Source organism: Corynebacterium lipophiloflavum DSM 44291 (assembly GCF_000159635.1).
Classification (GTDB): Bacteria; Actinomycetota; Actinomycetes; order Mycobacteriales; family Mycobacteriaceae; genus Corynebacterium; species Corynebacterium lipophiloflavum.
On record NZ_GG667198.1, the window covers coordinates 2,690 to 18,098 of the forward strand.

Below are 15,409 nucleotides of genomic sequence, written 5' to 3' on the forward strand. Positions count from 1 at the left end.
ACATCACTCCACAAGAGATGGAAGACGCCTACTATCAACAATCACACGCCCACCCGTTGGGCGTTCAATAAGCGGAACGAAAACCAGGACGCTTCACAGCGAACTTCGTGATCTCAATGAAAACTGCTCCCCACTAGTCGGTAACTGATTTCTCAGTCCAACTAATGGGGAGCAGTTCAGGCGAGAGGGGGTCTTTGCGTTGATTACTCCGCCGCGGCAGAACCTTCCTCGGCCAGTCCGATACCTTTGGGCCGAGAGGAGGTGCTACGGACGCCGTTCCCGCGCGGGGTGAACCCGAAGATCGCGTAACCGACGATGAACAGGAGGCACAGCGTGGTCCAGATCGTGCCGAGCCACGGGGTGGTTTGGGAGAGCTCGTCGATTCCGCGAGACGACATCGCGCGCCACACCGGGTAGGAAACGAACGGGATATGGAAGCAGACGATGGCCGCGAGGGACGAGAGGCCAGCGAGGGTGCCGTTAAATGAAGCGCCGAAGCGGTCGGCCGCCCACTCGTTGACGGCGATGAAGAGCACCATGCTCAGGGGTACGAGCCAGACGAAGTGGTGGTACCAGGAAAAAGGGGACACCAGACAGGAGCTGATGCCGGTGAGCGCGAACGCCATCGAGCGGTTGTTACGCAGCATTGCCGTGCGCAGCGCGAGGCAGGTGAAAACGAAGATAACAATCACCGAGAGGATCCACACTGTGCCGCCCTCCAACCCGAAGGTGCGCTGCATCACGGAGAGGACGGATTTGGACCCTGTGTTTTCGGAACTGCCGACGCGCGAGGAATCGAACATAGCGTGTTCCCAGAAGTGGCGGGCGTCGGGCACGAAGGCGAAACCGATGATCACGGTCGCGAAGAAGGTTAGCACCGAGATAACGGCAGCCCACCAGCGCTTTTGGAAAAGCAGCACCAAACCCATGTAGGCCGGGGTTAGTTTCAGCCCTGCGGCGATTCCGATGCCGATCCCCGGCAGGCGCCAACGGGCGGGGAGGATATCGAGCGCGACGAGGAGCATGAGGAAGATGTTGATCTGTCCGAAGAAGAGCGTGCCGTGGACAGCTTCGTTGCCGATGCTGGCGCACGACAGCAGCGCGCAGACCAGGAGGGTCAGTGGGGTGAGCTTGAAACCTCGCTCGCGAAACACCAAAGCGATGATTGCCGCGAGGGCGGCAAGCATCCCGATCTGCCATAGGATGATGAACGCGTTGTCCGTCAGATACGCGAACGAGGTAAACAGCACACCTGCGAACGGCGGGTAGGTAAACGGCAGGTCGAAGATGTAGGCCTTGTCGTACAGGTTCTCGCCCCGCAGCAGTGCCTGCCCGCCCATGCGATAGATCTCCAGGTCGAGGGGGACTCGCCAGCGCAACGCGTGGTCCTCGGGCTGGTGCAAAGTGCGGAAGACCATCAACGCGATCAGCGCGCTCAACCCGATAATCAGGGCGGGTGCACCGGCGAGCATCTTTTCCGGGGTGGTGGAGGCGCTGGTACAAGGTGGTGTCGCCGCGTGACGCGGTTGGGGCCTATTCACTACAGTCATCTGATGAACCTTTTGGGTGAGCTCCGACGCCGGGCTCGTTGTGGGTGGGGGTTTCAACTGATCAGCTCGATTCGCTGTTTGCCACCACATCGTTTCACATCACCGCGCCCAGCCCTGGCTTTGACGACCATCCGGCGAGCCGGATCTTCTCGAGCCGTGCGAAGTGCAGCGCGGAGGGAATTGCGGCTGCGCTCGAGCTCGCTGTCGACAACGCTTGTGTCGGTGGCAAGTCCAACAAGGTCCGGGAGATGAACCTGAAGGACTGGGACACCACCTCCAAGTGCGTGATCGTGAGTACGGCGCCGAAAGTATCCGCATCAATGCTGTTGTCCCGGCATACATCGACACTCCGCTGCTCAAGAACCTGCCTGACGGTGCCCGCGAGTGCTTGATTGCCAGGCACCCGGCTGGGCGTTTGGGCGAGGCAGATGAGGTCGCCGCATTGGTTTCGTTCCTGCTCAGCGATAAGGCTTCCTTCATCACCGGTAGCTACCACCTTGTCGACGGTGGTTACACCGCTGTCTGGCGTCTAGCCGAGGCACGCACGAAAAAGGCCCCGCAAGGGGCCTTTTGCAAGTACGTGACGGGTACTGGACTAGTGCTCGTCGTAGTGGTCGCCGTGAGCGGCGTGGCGGTGGCCGTCGTGGATGTAGTCCACGTGGTCGCCGTGGGGGATGGCAACATGGCCGCAGCCCTCGCCATGGGTGTGCTCGTGGGTTTCGTGGATGGTGTGAGTGCTCATAAGAACAGTCCTCTCAAGATCGTGTTTTCAACTAGTTTCCATTTAAGCACGGTTCCATTTAGTTTTCAATAAACCCTCCACGCAAATAGTTTATACTGCAAAACTATGTCCGCTATTGACGCACTCCACCGCGACGTCCTCATCATCGGCGCGGGACTGTCCGGCATCAACGTCGCCTACCGCTTGCCGCAGGGAACCACCTACGAAATCATCGAGGCACGTGACCGCATCGGCGGCACATGGGACCTGTTTCGCTATCCCGGGGTGCGCTCCGACTCAGACGTGTTCACGCTAGCCTATCCATTTCGCCCCTGGACCGGCCGCAATTCCATCGTCGATGGGGCAGACCTGCGCGACTACATCGAGGACACCGCGGACCACTACGGCATCTCGGAGCGCATCACCTTCAACACCAGCGCCGTCGCCGCGAACTGGGACAGCGAGTCGGGTCAGTGGACCGTCACCTGCGAGCGCGACGGCAACCGCGTTGATTACACGGCCACCTTCCTCGTCTGCGCGAGCGGGTACTACGACTACGACAACCCCCACGACCCCGCCTTCGCGGGCGTCGAGGACTTCACCGGGACCATCCTCCACCCGCAGTTTTGGCCCGAGGACATGAGCTTCACCGGAAAGAACGTCGTGGTCATCGGCTCGGGCGCAACAGCAATGACGCTTGTGCCTGCGCTGGCGGAAAAGGCCGCCAAGGTGACTATGCTGCAGCGCACGCCCACCTACGTGCTCAGCCAGCCGCGGGTGGACAAGCTCGGCAACGTGATCCGCGCGGTGTTGCCGCGCAAACTGGCGAACACCGTCATGCGGAGCAAGAATAGCGCACAGCAGTGGGTTCTGGTCGCGCTGAGCGCGCGTTTCCCGAGCGTCGTCAAGCGGGCGCTCAACATTGCAACCATCGTCTCTACCCGGTCGCGAACCACCGCGCGCGAGCACTTCACCCCGCCGTACAACCCCTGGGAACAGCGTCTGTGCGTTGTGCCCGACGGTGATCTCTTCCGCGCCCTCAGGCAGTCGCGGGCGGAGGTCGTCACCGCGCACATTGATCGCTTCGTCGCAGACGGCATCAAGCTTGTCGACGGCGACGTCGTCCCCGCCGACGTCATCGTCACCGCAACTGGCCTGCGCATCAAACTGCTCGGCGGGGTGGAGCTATCCATCGACGGGCGCGCGGTCGATTTCTCCGAGCGTTACACCTGGTACGGCACCATGTACTCTGACGTGCCGAACTTCGCGGCCGTGATCGGCTACATCAACCACTCGTGGACGGTGCGCTCGGACCTGACGGCGAAGATGATCGCGCGCATCCTGCGCCGCCTGCGCGCCAGCCAATCGACATCGGTCACCCCGGTCACCCCGGCGACGGTGGGCGAGGGCAGACCGTACATGGACATGCAGTCCGGCTACCTGGCGCGCGCAGCGGCCGTGATGCCGAGGTCGACGCAGAACTATCCGTGGTCAGCCAAGCAGAACGTGCTCGAAGACACCTGGAACACCTCCCGTGCGCGCCTTGACGACGGCCTGGTCTGGTCTTAGATCCAGTTGAACTCCACGTCGGTCTCGGTGCCCAGCGGCTCGACGTGCACCACCGTCGTCGCGCCCCCGAGCGTGTCGTCGATGCCCTCTTCGATCATGTCCGCGTACTCGTGGGAGCGATCCACGCTCCACTGGCCCGGCACCTGCATGACCACGTTGACAAAACGCTCCCGGCCGAAGGCGGCGGTGCGCACGTCGGTGAACTCCACGCCGTGATCTACGGAGAACTCGTCGAGGAATGCTTTGATGGCAAGTCGCTCGTCTTCCGGCAAGGCCTCCGAGAGCAGGCTGATGAAGGAGTTTTTCAGCAGCATATACCCGGTAAACAGGATGTTAACCCCCACCGCCAGGGCAATGAGCGGGTCGAGGATTTCCCAGCCGGTCAGCCACACGAGTACGATGCCCGCGATAACGCCCACGGTGGTCCACACGTCGGTAAGCAGGTGGTGGCCGTCGGCGCCCAGCGTCGCCGAGCGGTACTTCCTGCCAGCGCGAACCAGCGCCATGCCGACGCCGAGGTTGAGTCCGGCGGCGAGTGCGGAGAGGATCAGGCCCACGCCAGCCTGCTCGATGGGCTGGGGCTCGATCAGGCGCTGCACCGCGGTGTAGATGATCGCTACCGCGGCCAGCAGGATCATCGAGCCTTCTACCTGGGCGGAGAAGTACTCCGCTTTGGAGTGGCCGAAGTTGTGGTTTTCATCGGCGGGTTTCGCCGCGACTTTAAGCGCGATAAGGCCGACGACAGCCGCCACCAAATTGATGAGGGACTCGATTGCGTCGGACAAAAACCCCACGGACCCGGTGACCCAGGCGGCGGCGAGCTTGAGCGCGATCGTTGCCACGGAGGCCGCGATGGACAACCACATGAAACGCTCGAGCAGCTTCTGTTCATCAATCACAAGACGGTTGTCCTTCCCTGTGCTCCCAGTCCTCTACACTTGGCGGGCATGGATATGAGTCGCTGGATCATCGCAATCGCAGGCGCCGTTGTCGGAGCGCTGTTCTTCGGCTGGCTGCTGCAGATGCTGGGCGTAACCGGCATTTTATACACGGTGCTCGTGCTCATCGGCTCGGCCGTCACATCTTCGCTGGCCGGCACCTTGTTCAAGCCCCGCTAGAACAACGCGACCTGGCTATTCTATCCCGTGCCTGTTTGCCCCGCCGGGCAGGCTCGTCAGCGTGATACCGCGACGTCGAGCAAGCTCAGAAAAATGCTTCACAAAGCGCTTGGAGCGCGAGCCGGCGGCGCAGTAAACCATCACGTCGCAGTCGCGCGGCAGGGCGCCTAGCAGGGTTCGCGCCGCCTCCGGGTCGGCTTCCCACACGCTGGTGGGCAGGTGGTGGGTTGCGCCCGGGATGTCGGAGATCGCCTTTTCGTGGTCTTCCCGCACGTCCAGCCCGAGGGCCTCGCCGCGAGCGAGCCTGTCTAGCAGCGCGCGTGCCGACGCCCCCTCCACCTCGCAGGCGCCGGCACCTGCCGCGTCGTAGGTTCCGAAACCCGTCACAAGGTCTCGCGCCGGATCGCGGGCGACGTCGAAGGTGCGGATTGTTGCACTCATCGCGTCGTACATCCGTAGCCTACCCACCACTGACTCGCCGACACCGGTGATGAATTTGATCACTTCGGTCGCCATCAGCCCACCGACAACGCTGGTGGTCACCCCGAGTACTCCCGCGGTGGCGCAGTCGGGCACCGAGTCCGCGCCGGGTTGGGTGGGGTAGAGGTCGCGCAGACCCGCCCCATCGGCCGGCGCGCCGGGGCCGCTGAACCACAAGGCGACGTCGCCGCGGTAGCGCAGCACCGAGCCCCAGACGAGGGGTACGCCGGCAATTTCGGCGGCGTCGGCGGCGAGGAACTTGGTGGCAAACGTGTCAGAGCCGTCGACAAGCACGTCGACACCCGCGAGCATATCCAGCGCGTTGGATGCAGTGAACCGGCCGTTGATGCAGTTCAGCTCGATGCCGGGTTGCAGTGCGCGAAGCCGCTCGCCCGCGACGTCCACCTTCGCGCGGCCCACGTCGTCCGCGCCGAAGAGAATCTGGCGGTGGATGTTGCTTACGTCCACGGTGTCGTCGTCAATCACGGTGATTCGCCCGATTCCGGTGCCGGCCAGGGTCTGCATCAGCGGGCAGCCGAGCCCGCCGGCGCCGATGACAAAGACGTGGGCGTTGTGCAGCGCCGTCTGCTGCTCGAGGCCGAACCCGGGCAGGTTCATCTGGCGGGCGGTGCGGCGAAGTTCGTGGTGGGGCAGGTCAGGCATATCTTCCACCCTATTGAAGTGAGGCGCTACACTGCGCACTTATGTCGACGAACACATCCATTAAAAAGCGTGGGTTGCAGTCCGACCCGCTGATTTTCTACACCTCCGTGGGCTTCATCGCCCTGTTCGTCGGGCTCACCGTCATCTTCGGCGACCGCGCCCGCGAAGCGTACTCGTCGATTTCCACGGCGCTGATGAACAATTTCTCCTGGTTCTACATCGGCGGCGTGTCCATGGTCCTGGTGTTCCTGATCGTGGTGTTCGTGTCCAAGTACGGCAACCTGCGCCTCGGTGATGACGAGGACGAGCCCGAGTACTCCTTGCCCGTTTGGTTCGCGATGCTGTTCGCCGCGGGCATGGGTGCCACGCTCCTGTTCTGGGGCGCCGCGGAACCGCTGCACCACGCCTACAACCCGCCGCGCGGTGATTACGAGCCAATGAGCCGCGAGGCGATCACCCAAGCGTTCGAGTTCACCTACTACCACTTCGGCATCCACATGTGGGTGATCTTCACCCTCCCGGGGCTGGCGCTAGGTTACTTCAGCTACAAGCGCAAAATGCCGGCGCGCATGTCCTCGCTGTTCTCCCCGCTTCTAGGCAAGCGCGTCTACGAGTGGCCGGGCAAGCTTATCGACGCCGCCGGCATCATCGGCACCGTCTTCGGCATCGGCGTCTCCGTCGGCTTGGGTGTGCTGCAGATTTCCGCCGGGATGAACATCATGTGGTCGGTTCCGCTGATCACCCCGGTGCAGCTCGGCATCATCCTCGCGATCACGGCCGCCGCGTGCCTCTCCGTTGCCTCCGGTCTGGATAAGGGAATCAAGATCCTGTCCAACCTCAATATCGCGGCGACCGTCGTACTGATGCTGTTCGTGCTGCTGGCGGGCCCGACGCTCAGGCTCATCGGGCAGATCACCGAGTCCTTCGGCATCTACGCCAACTCGCTTCCGGAGCTAATGTTCTGGGTCGATTCCTACAACGACAACCCGGGCTGGCACGCGACGTGGACCGCGTTCTACTGGGCGTGGACGATTTGCTGGGCGCCGTTCGTGGGCATGTTCTTCGCCCGCATCTCTAAGGGCCGCACGGTGCGCGCGTTCATCGGCGGCACCCTGCTTCTGCCGACGACCTTCGACATGATCTGGTTCTCCATCTTCGGCCGCGCCGCGACCGAGATCGAGACGGCCAACCCGGGCGTGCTCACCGGCCCCGTGGTGGAGCAGGGCGACACCCCGCAGGCGCTGTTCACCCTCCTGTCGCAGTACCCGCTGTACGGCATCGTCGGCTCGCTGGCCCTGGTTGTCATCATCTTGTACTTCGTCACCTCGATGGATTCCGCCGCGATGGTGATGGATATGTTCGCCTCGGGTGAGGAGAACAAGACCCCGACGTACTACAAGGTCGGCTGGGTCATCGCCATTGGCGTGGTCACGGCGGCCCTGCTGTTTATCAACGACACCGGCATCCAGGCGCTGCAGGAAGTCGTGATCATTATCGCTCTGCCGTTCTTCATCCTCTACTTCTTCATCATGTTCGCGCTACTCAAGGCGATGAACGACGACTCCGCCGCGCGCCGCCGCGTCCGCACCCGCCAGTGGGAGAAGACCGACAGTGCCGAGAAGCTGGAGGAGGCGGAAAACCGCCCCGCGCCGGGTTACGACGCCGAGGGCAACGAGCTGGCCCGCCCCGAGCTGGAGTACGACCCGGAGGAGGGCGGTTGGAGGCTGTCGGACTCGCTGATCATCGAGGGTGACCTCGCGATCGGCGGCGAGGTCGACCAAGAGTGGAGCGAGGAATCGGAACCCACGGTGAAAATCGTCGACGAGGATAGCCCCAAGCGCCACTAGAGCACCTGGTCGGCCCAGCTCGCCAGGCCTTCAAAGCTTGACGACGCCACCGCGTGTTCCCGCTTCGGAATCCGCCCGGCGCCCGCCGCCAGCGCCCCGGCTTCAACAGCGAGGCGCATCGCGTGGGCCATCGCCTCCGGGTCCTGGCTGCGGTTAATGGCGCTGGCCAACAAAACCCCGGAGCAGCCGAGTTCCATGGCGAGCACGGCGTCGGAGGCGGTGCCGACGCCAGCGTCGATAAGCACGGGCACTTCCGCGCGCGAACAGATCAGCTCGATGTTGTGCGGGTTGAGGATGCCCAACCCGGTGCCGATCGGCGAACCCAGCGGCATCACCGCCGCCGCGCCGATGTCCTCAAGGCGCTTCGCCGCCACAGGGTCGTCCGAGGTGTAGGCGAGCACCGTAAAGCCGGCGTTGATGAGCATCTCGCAGGCGTCGACGGTCTCGACCACGTCGGGCAGTAGCGTGCGGTCGTCGGCGATGACCTCGAGCTTGACCCAGTTGGTGTGCAGCGCTTCGCGGGCGAGCTCGGCGGTGAGCACCGCGTCGCGCGCGGTTCTGCAGCCCGCCGTGTTAGGCAGTGGCGCGATACCGAGCCGCCGCAGCATGTCGAAGACTGACTCGCCGCTGCCACCGGCGGCGTGGCGGCGCATCGCAACGGTCGTCAGCTCCGTGCGGGAGGCAATCAGGCAGCGCTCGAGCATGTCCATCGAGCTCGCCCCGCCGGTGCCCATGATGAGGCGGGAGGAAAACTCCCGGCCAGCGATAGTAAGCACCTGTCCTAGCCCCCCTGGACGGCGGTGAGGATGTCCACGCGCGCACCGTCGGCAAGATGCGTCGACTCCCACTTCGAACGCGGGACGACGGCCGAGTCGATCGCGACGGCCGTGCCGGCGTCGGGCACGTACCCGAGCACCTCGTGCACGAGCTCGCTGACCGTCGCCGCATCGGTGTCCCGCGCGGTGTTGTTGACCAAAATGTGTGTGCTCATTGTGTCCTCCTGTGGCGCATCGGGTCGCACGCACTCAAGTCTAGGCAGGGCTTTTGCTTCTCGACGAGCTCCGCTGCACACCGCGCCGCCAGCGCCGCCAGCAAAATCCCGTGGCGGAAGTACCCGGTGCTGACAACCACGCGCTCGCTGACGCGCCCGAGGTAGGGCAGATCGTCCGGCGTGGCGGGCCGGGCGCCCGCGCCGGCCTCGACGAAATCGCAGTCCTCGATGCCGGGAAGGATCTCAATCGCGTCGCGCAGAAGCTGGTACACGCCCTGGGCCTGCGCGCTCGCGCGGCCATCCTCGCGGCTGGTCGCGCCGACCGTGAGCGTCGCGTCCTCGCGCGGGATGACGTAGATCGCCCTGCCCTCCACCACACCGCGGACCACCCTGGTGGCGAGGGGATGCAGGTGCGCCGGGGCCCGCAGGTGCAGGATGTCGCCGTAGACCGGGCGCAGCTGCAGCGGGTTTTTGTCCCCCTCGCCCCACCCGGAGATGTCTTTCGCGCCGTGGCCGGCGGCGATGACGACTTGCTCCTGCGGCAGGTGGGAGACGTCGGTGACGAGCTCGCGGATGAAGCTCACCCCGGCGTTGGTGCAGGCGTCGACAAGCGCGCGCGTGAACAGCCGCGGCTGGACCTGATGGTCGCTGCTGCTGAGCACCGCCGAGGACAGCGCGGGAGACAGTGCGGGTTCCAGCGCCCGGGCCTGGCGCACCGTGAGGCGCTGCGCGTGCACTCCGCGGGCGTGCTGGTAGCTGAGCAGATCGTCCAGAAATGTGCTGTCGGCGCGGTCGCGAGCAACCACGAGGGTGCCCTCGGTGCGGTAGCCCGTCGGCAGGTCGGAGTACTTCCGGCACAACGCGATCAGCTCCGGGTAACGGCTGGCTGAGGCCTGCATCAGCGGTAGAAGCGGGTCTTGCTTGTACACCACCTCTGAAGCCGGCGCGAGCATTCCGCCCGCGTAGTGGGAGGCGCCGCGGGCTGGTGCAGGGTCGTAGACGGTGACCGAATGGCCGCGATCTGCCAGGGTTAGGGCGGTGCTCAACCCGATGATTCCCGCGCCGACGACGGCGGTTGGCGTGCCAGACATGGTCCCATTGTTCCACACGCGAAGGTATCTCAGGCTCGCGCCCGAGCGCGCGGAGTTTACGTAGGGTTGAAAGGTGTAACGCAATCGCCAACACGTAAATCTTGAGGAGGATTTCATGTTCACCAGGTCTCGCAACGATGTGGAAAAGGTTGAGTGGGGCGGAGGGACCTCCGAGCGCGTGCTCACCGCGAAGGACAACATGGGCTTCGCGGTGGCGCACACCGTGGTGCGCGCGGGCACCGAGTCCAAGCTGCAGTACCGCAACCACCTGGAGGCGTGCTATTGCATCGGCGGCTCCGGTGAGGTTGAAGACACCGAGGGCAACATCTACCCGATCACGCCGGGCACCATCTACGTACTCGACGAGCACGACGCCCACTTCCTGCGCGGCGGCAAGGACGAGGATCTGATCCTAGTCAGCATCTTCAACCCGGCGATCACCGGCGACGAGAAGCACACCTTAAGCGAGGACGGGTTCAGCTCCTACTAAAGGCATCTCTGTGAGGCGCTAGGGAAGACAGGTAGTGAAATGCACCCCGCGGGGTAGCGCGACAGTACTAAGCTGTCACCAACGTGATGTAACTCACATTCATAGACGGATTCGAGGTACGCGATGTCCACTGTCGAAACCACCACAGCGCCACAGCGTAAGTCCGGCATGTTTGGGCCGGGGCTGCTCATCGCGGCGTCGTTCATCGGCCCGGGTACGGTCACCACAGCCACGGTGACCGGCGCGAGCTACGGCTACGCGCTCGTCTGGGCGATTGTTTTCTCCATCGTGGCAACGATCATCCTGCAGGAAATGTCGGTGCGCCTCGGACTCGCGGCTCGCCTCAGCACCGGTGAAGCGCTGCGTCAGACGTTTGGTTCGCAGATTATCAAGTGGCTGATGATCATCTTGGTCGTCTCCGCAATCGGCATCGGCGGCGCTGCGTACGCCGGGGGCGACACGACGGGCACCGCGCTCGCGCTGGCCAGCGTCACAAGCCTGCCGCACGTGTTGCTCTCCGCCGGGGTGGCCGCGGTGGTGCTGGCCTTGCTACTTTCAGGAAGTTACGCGTTTCTAGAAAAGGTGATGACGGTGCTGGTGGGCATCCTGGCGCTGACCTTCGTGATCACGGCCATCAGCGTGGGGCCCGACCTCGGGGCCATGCTGCGCTCCACCTTCGTGCCCAGGGTGCCGGACGGCGCTGTTCTCTCCGCGGTCGCGCTCATCGGTACGACGGTCGTTCCCTACAACGTCTTCTTGCACTCCAATCTGGTGCAGGAAAAGTGGGGAGACGAGCCGCGGGACCCCGCACTGAAGAAGGCGCGGATAGACAACGTTGTTTCCATCAGCCTCGGTGGTGTGATCACTTTGGCGATCGTCGCAACGGCCGCTGCGACGATGTTTGCGCAAGGACTTCAGGCGGAATCCGCCGCCGACCTCGCCGAGCCGCTTCGCCCGATGCTTGGCGACGCCGCCCCGTGGCTGCTCGCAATCGGCCTGTTCGCCGCGGGCATGACCTCCGCTGTCGCCGGTCCAATGGGCGCGGCGTACGCGATCTGCGGCGTCATGGGCTGGCCCACGGACATGAAGAGCCAGCGCTTCCGCGCCATCGTGGTGGTCGTGGTCCTGTGCGGCGCGGCAATCGCGATCTCCGGGTTCAACCCGATCCAGGTCATCATCCTCGCCCAGGCCGCGAACGGCATCTTGTTGCCCGTCATCGCGTTTTTCCTTCTGATCACGATGAACAACAAGCGTCTGCTGGGCGAGCACGCGAATTCTCTGGTGGGAAACATCGTCGGCGGGCTGATCTTCCTGATCACACTCGTCCTCGGCGGTCTATCGCTCGCCGACCTGTTTTAGCTTTCAGCGCCGCAGCCGCATCATCACGTGCGGGATGCCGGCATCGAGGAATTCCTCGCCCTCGGCGACGAAGCCGAAGCCGGTGTAGTAACCCACCAGCCCGGATTGGGCCTCGATAACAAGGTCGCCGGAGAACCGCTGGGTGTAGGCGATGCCGGTGCGCACGATCTCATGGCCGAGGCCCGTGCCACGCGCAGCTGGGGCAACGACGAAGCGGCCGAACCGGCTGCCGGAGTCGGTGGGAAACACCCGTGCGCACCCGAGCAGCTCGGCCGGATCCTCATCCGACCACGCAAGAAGGTGGCGGGTGTCCGGGTGCGCGTCAATGTCGTCGATCTCAGCAAACGGGCACTGCTGTTCGACGACGAACACGTCAACGCGCAGCTTGAACAGGGCATGGGTCTGCAGAGCGGTAAGCTGCGCCAGCGGCGAGATCGCAATCATGGCCCCAAGCTTAGGTGCGGGAGAGGTAGCCGGTCTTAATCTGGGTAAAGCGCACGACGGCTGAGGTCAGGGCCAAGGCGGCGAGCACGAGCAGGGGCACCGTCGGCCCGGCCAGCGGCTCTAGCCACTGTAACAGCGGCGGCAGGGCGAATCCGATGTAAGTGCCCACGTAGTAGATGCCGAGGACGCGGCCGCGCGCGTGGAGGGGAGCGTATGTGTCGACGTCGAGAAGCCCATCGCGCAGGCACAAACCGTACGCCGCACCCAACGCGATGGTCGCTGCGGCGAAGGCTGCGAGCGTGGGGTTGGTTCCAGCGAAGCCGGCAATCGCCAGTCCCGTCGCGGAGCACAGCGCGCCGATGACGCCGGCGCGCGGGCCCCAGTCGAAGCGCCTGCCCAGAGCCTGGAGCACAAGCGCGGTGCCGAAGCCGAGACCGGCGGCGATTCCCGGCATGAACACCCCGGTAGGGAAGTAGTGGGCCACGCGAGCGGCGAGCCCGACGACCGCGGTAGTGATGGAGGCGAAGACCCACACCGCCACCGGCAATGCCGTCGCCAGCGCCTTGGTGGATGAGCGCTGCGCCGGTGCCGCGGCGGGCGCTGGTGCGGGGCCGTCGGGGCCCTGGGTTACCGCGTGGTGGGGTGTGTCGCCGATGACCAGGGAGACCACGATGGCCAGCAGCGACAGCGCGATGGTCACCGCGTAGAGCTCCCAGATCCGCGGCTGGGCATAGGCGAAAATTCCGGAGAAGATCGGCCCGAGGGCGAAGCCGGAGGTCAAAAAGATGCCGGCGAGGGTCGCACCTTGCGCGCCGCGGAGCCTCGCCGCCCACGCCGTTCCCGCGCTGACGACAAGTCCGACACCGAGCCCGACGACGAAGCGGCCCGACAGCAGGGCGGCGGCGCTGTGCGAGAAGGCAAGGCCTAGGTTTCCGAGCGCGGAGACGATCGTGCCCGCAATGACAATCGGGCGGCCTCCGAAGCGGTCGGCGAGGATCCCGCCGGCCAGAAGGCACGGAAACAGACCGGCTGCGTAGATTCCGTATGCGCCGTTGACCAGCAGCGGCTCGAGGTGGGCGCGCTCTTTAAGGGCCACGAGAACGGCCGCGAAGTGGTTCGCGGCCCATCCTGCCGTGACGAGGAAGAGGATGACGCTGTAGAAAACTTTGCGGCTGGACATGGGGACTAATCTACTGCGCCGCGTTCGAACTCGGAGAGTACGCGCGCCACGTAGGCGCCGGTGTCCTCGGCGTTCATGATGCCGCGCACCAGAGCGAGCCCGTCGACGCCGGTGGAGGCGAGCTCGGCGGCGTCGTCGACCGTGACATCGCCGATGGCTACGACGGGCACGAGGGACTCGGCGACGAGGGGGCGGTAGCCGTCGACACCGAGTAGCGGCCGGCCCGAGTCCTTCGTCGGGGTGGCGCGAAACGGCCCGGCCCCGACGTAGTCGATGTCTCCAGCTAGTTCATTGGCCGCGCGCACGAGCTGAAGCGTCCCCGTGGTCAGTCCGATGATCGCTTCCGGGCCGAGTAGCCGCCGGGCAACGCGGACATCGAGGTCGTCTTGGCCGAGGTGGACGCCGTGGACACCCTCGTCGCGCAAGGCGAGCGCGACGTCGACGCGGTCGTCGATAAGCACGCGCGTTGCGGGGTTGGCCTCGCGCACCGCGTGGGCAACCTCGCGGCCGAGGCTGTAGAGGTCGCGCGCGGAGATGGGTTTGCTGCGCACCTGGATGACACCGGCGCCGGCGCGCGCGGCGTCTCGCGCGAGGGTGACGATGTCGCGCTCGCTACCGCTCCCGGTGACAAAGTAACAGCGCAGGTCGAGCTGGCAACTAAGCATGTGCGGGCCTCGGTTCGATCGCGCCGGTGCGCCCGTAGGCGAGGCGGCGGTGCGCCCACTCGAATGGGCCGGGGGTGCGCGTGGCCTCGAGGATGGAGGCGAGAAGCAGCGTGATCAGCCAGACGAGCAGGCCCACCCCGAGCTTGCCGGTGACGTTCGCGTCCAGGCCGAGCCCGAACCCGAACGGCGAAGCGAGGACGATGAACAGCAGCGATTGCGCGAGGTAGCCCGACATGGAGCGCTTGCCTAGCGCAATGAGGGGGTAGGCCCAGCGGGGCGCCGACTGCGTCTCGGCTGCGCGCTTTTGCATCCCGTTCGTCGCCAGCGCGAACGCGGCGAGGATACCGGGGCCGGTGAATGGTCCCCAGGATTGGTTGAGGATCCAGAAAAACTCCTCGAGGCCCGGGTCGATCACCCCGATCGCCGCGAGACCCCACGGAAGCCCCAGCAGCAGGATGATCGCCACGGCGACATACACCCATCGGCGCAGAATAGCGCGATGCTTATCGACGTTCACCAGGTAGCCCTCCGTCGCCCAGACGTAGCCGATGATGCTCAGCCCGGCGAGAGAACCGACCGCGAAGGGGATCGAAGTGAGCATCAGCATCGCCGCGGAAAAGTTGGCGCTGAAGTAGTCACCCACGGTTAACAGCTCCGTGGTGGGGGCGCGCATATCGGGCAGGGCCCCGGGCTCGAAGAAGTACACAGCAAAAGCGCCGGCGGTGCCGGTAACGGCGAAAAATCCCAGCAAGATGTAGGCGATCAGGCGCAGCCACTTCGCGCTGACGGTGAACAGTAGAGCCATGAGCACGCCGATGAGCCCATAGGTGAGCATGATGTCGCCGTAGAAGATCGCGAGCATGTGGATTAGCCCCAGCGCAGCGAGGGTGCCGTAGCGGCGCAGAAGCACCCGGCGCGCGTCGCGCAGCGGGTAGTGCTTGCGGTACAGGCTGGTCACCACTAGCCCGAAGCCGAAGCCGAGCAGCGTGGAAAACATCGGCAGGCCGCGTACGTGGACGAACATCGCGGAAAACACGGCGAAGAAGGCATCCACCCCGCTCGAAGGGTCGACGCCGCCGAGGGTGTCGCCCGGCGCGCCGGCACCGGATGAGCCAGTGGTGATCCAGGCTTGGACCGAGTTGGCTGCGGCGATGCCCAGCAGGGAGACGCCGCGGACGATGTCGGGGAGGAGCAGTCTTTGCTTCGCGGGTGTTTTGTCCATGCCCACAACCTACTCGGGT

General features: G+C 64.8%; 15 protein-coding genes and 1 pseudogene. 6 read left to right on the forward strand and 10 right to left on the reverse strand.

Annotation, left to right across the window (positions count from 1 at the left end):
- Positions 1 to 203: 203 nt before the first annotated feature.
- Positions 204 to 1,550 (reverse strand): glycosyltransferase 87 family protein, encoded by a 1,347-nt coding sequence (locus HMPREF0298_RS10500; RefSeq protein ID WP_006841168.1) that lies wholly within the window; start codon positions 1,548 to 1,550, stop codon positions 204 to 206.
- A gap of 280 nt (positions 1,551 to 1,830) precedes the next feature.
- Between HMPREF0298_RS10500 and HMPREF0298_RS12815 the strand changes: the two are divergent.
- Together HMPREF0298_RS12815 and HMPREF0298_RS10515 are read left to right on the forward strand one after the other, a co-directional pair.
- Positions 1,831 to 2,055, forward strand: a pseudogene (locus tag HMPREF0298_RS12815) (SDR family NAD(P)-dependent oxidoreductase); the annotation flags it as partial.
- Between the two features lie 342 nt (positions 2,056 to 2,397).
- Positions 2,398 to 3,840 carry a flavin-containing monooxygenase gene (locus tag HMPREF0298_RS10515; protein WP_006841170.1) on the forward strand — a complete coding sequence of 481 codons (1,443 nt, stop codon included), beginning with the start codon at positions 2,398 to 2,400 and terminating at the stop codon, positions 3,838 to 3,840.
- Here the strand turns inward: HMPREF0298_RS10515 and HMPREF0298_RS10520 are convergent.
- Positions 3,837 to 4,706: a cation diffusion facilitator family transporter gene (locus HMPREF0298_RS10520; protein WP_050758425.1), complete on the reverse strand. Its 870-nt coding sequence runs from the start codon at positions 4,704 to 4,706 to the stop codon at positions 3,837 to 3,839. The two genes, HMPREF0298_RS10515 and HMPREF0298_RS10520, sit on opposite strands and share 4 nt — an antisense overlap.
- 81 nt (positions 4,707 to 4,787) lie before the next feature.
- Here HMPREF0298_RS10520 and HMPREF0298_RS10525 point away from each other — a divergent pair, with 81 nt between their 5' ends.
- Positions 4,788 to 4,958, forward strand: coding sequence for a hypothetical protein (locus tag HMPREF0298_RS10525; protein ID WP_006841172.1), 171 nt, complete (start codon positions 4,788 to 4,790; stop codon positions 4,956 to 4,958).
- Positions 4,959 to 4,973: 15 nt separating this feature from the next.
- On the opposite strand, the gene HMPREF0298_RS10530 is transcribed toward HMPREF0298_RS10525, so the two are convergent.
- On the reverse strand, positions 4,974 to 6,101 hold the full coding sequence (locus tag HMPREF0298_RS10530) for a ThiF family adenylyltransferase (protein WP_006841173.1): 1,128 nt from the start codon (positions 6,099 to 6,101) through the stop codon (positions 4,974 to 4,976).
- Positions 6,102 to 6,142: 41 nt separating this feature from the next.
- Between HMPREF0298_RS10530 and HMPREF0298_RS10535 the strand changes: the two genes are divergently transcribed.
- A complete protein-coding gene (locus HMPREF0298_RS10535; RefSeq protein ID WP_006841174.1) occupies positions 6,143 to 7,948 on the forward strand; it encodes a BCCT family transporter in 1,806 nt (601 codons plus the stop codon).
- On the opposite strand, the gene HMPREF0298_RS10540 is transcribed toward HMPREF0298_RS10535, so the two are convergent.
- From HMPREF0298_RS10540 to thiO, 3 genes are read right to left on the reverse strand one after another with little or no spacing between them, the layout of a single operon-like run.
- A complete protein-coding gene (locus HMPREF0298_RS10540) occupies positions 7,945 to 8,724 on the reverse strand; it encodes a thiazole synthase (protein WP_006841175.1) in 780 nt (259 codons plus the stop codon). The genes HMPREF0298_RS10535 and HMPREF0298_RS10540 overlap by 4 nt on opposite strands.
- 5 nt (positions 8,725 to 8,729) lie before the next feature.
- Entirely contained in the window at positions 8,730 to 8,939 is a 210-nt protein-coding gene (gene thiS, locus HMPREF0298_RS10545) for a sulfur carrier protein ThiS (RefSeq protein ID WP_006841176.1), read from the reverse strand.
- A complete protein-coding gene (thiO, locus tag HMPREF0298_RS10550; RefSeq protein ID WP_006841177.1) occupies positions 8,936 to 10,030 on the reverse strand; it encodes a glycine oxidase ThiO in 1,095 nt (364 codons plus the stop codon). Before thiO ends, thiS begins: the two co-directional genes overlap by 4 nt.
- A gap of 115 nt (positions 10,031 to 10,145) precedes the next feature.
- On the opposite strand from thiO, the gene HMPREF0298_RS10555 reads away from it, so the two are divergent.
- Both HMPREF0298_RS10555 and HMPREF0298_RS10560 read left to right on the forward strand, forming a co-directional pair.
- Positions 10,146 to 10,520 carry an ectoine synthase gene (locus HMPREF0298_RS10555; protein WP_006841178.1) on the forward strand — a complete coding sequence of 125 codons (375 nt, stop codon included), beginning with the start codon at positions 10,146 to 10,148 and terminating at the stop codon, positions 10,518 to 10,520.
- Between the two features lie 123 nt (positions 10,521 to 10,643).
- Positions 10,644 to 11,879 carry an Nramp family divalent metal transporter gene (locus tag HMPREF0298_RS10560; protein WP_040423176.1) on the forward strand — a complete coding sequence of 412 codons (1,236 nt, stop codon included), beginning with the start codon at positions 10,644 to 10,646 and terminating at the stop codon, positions 11,877 to 11,879.
- Between the two features lie 3 nt (positions 11,880 to 11,882).
- On the opposite strand, the gene HMPREF0298_RS10565 is transcribed toward HMPREF0298_RS10560, so the two are convergent.
- From HMPREF0298_RS10565 to HMPREF0298_RS10580, 4 genes are read right to left on the reverse strand one after another with little or no spacing between them, the layout of a single operon-like run.
- Complete coding sequence (locus HMPREF0298_RS10565) at positions 11,883 to 12,323, reverse strand: GNAT family N-acetyltransferase (RefSeq protein ID WP_006841180.1); 441 nt, start codon at positions 12,321 to 12,323, stop codon at positions 11,883 to 11,885.
- A 10-nt stretch (positions 12,324 to 12,333) separates the two neighbouring features.
- Positions 12,334 to 13,503, reverse strand: a complete 1,170-nt coding sequence (locus HMPREF0298_RS10570; protein WP_006841181.1) for an MFS transporter — start codon at positions 13,501 to 13,503, stop codon at positions 12,334 to 12,336.
- A 5-nt stretch (positions 13,504 to 13,508) separates the two neighbouring features.
- On the reverse strand, positions 13,509 to 14,168 hold the full coding sequence (locus HMPREF0298_RS10575; RefSeq protein ID WP_006841182.1) for a thiamine phosphate synthase: 660 nt from the start codon (positions 14,166 to 14,168) through the stop codon (positions 13,509 to 13,511).
- On the reverse strand, positions 14,161 to 15,390 hold the full coding sequence (locus HMPREF0298_RS10580) for a DUF418 domain-containing protein (protein ID WP_006841183.1): 1,230 nt from the start codon (positions 15,388 to 15,390) through the stop codon (positions 14,161 to 14,163). Before HMPREF0298_RS10580 ends, HMPREF0298_RS10575 begins: the two co-directional genes overlap by 8 nt.
- Between the last annotated feature and the right edge of the window lie 19 nt (positions 15,391 to 15,409).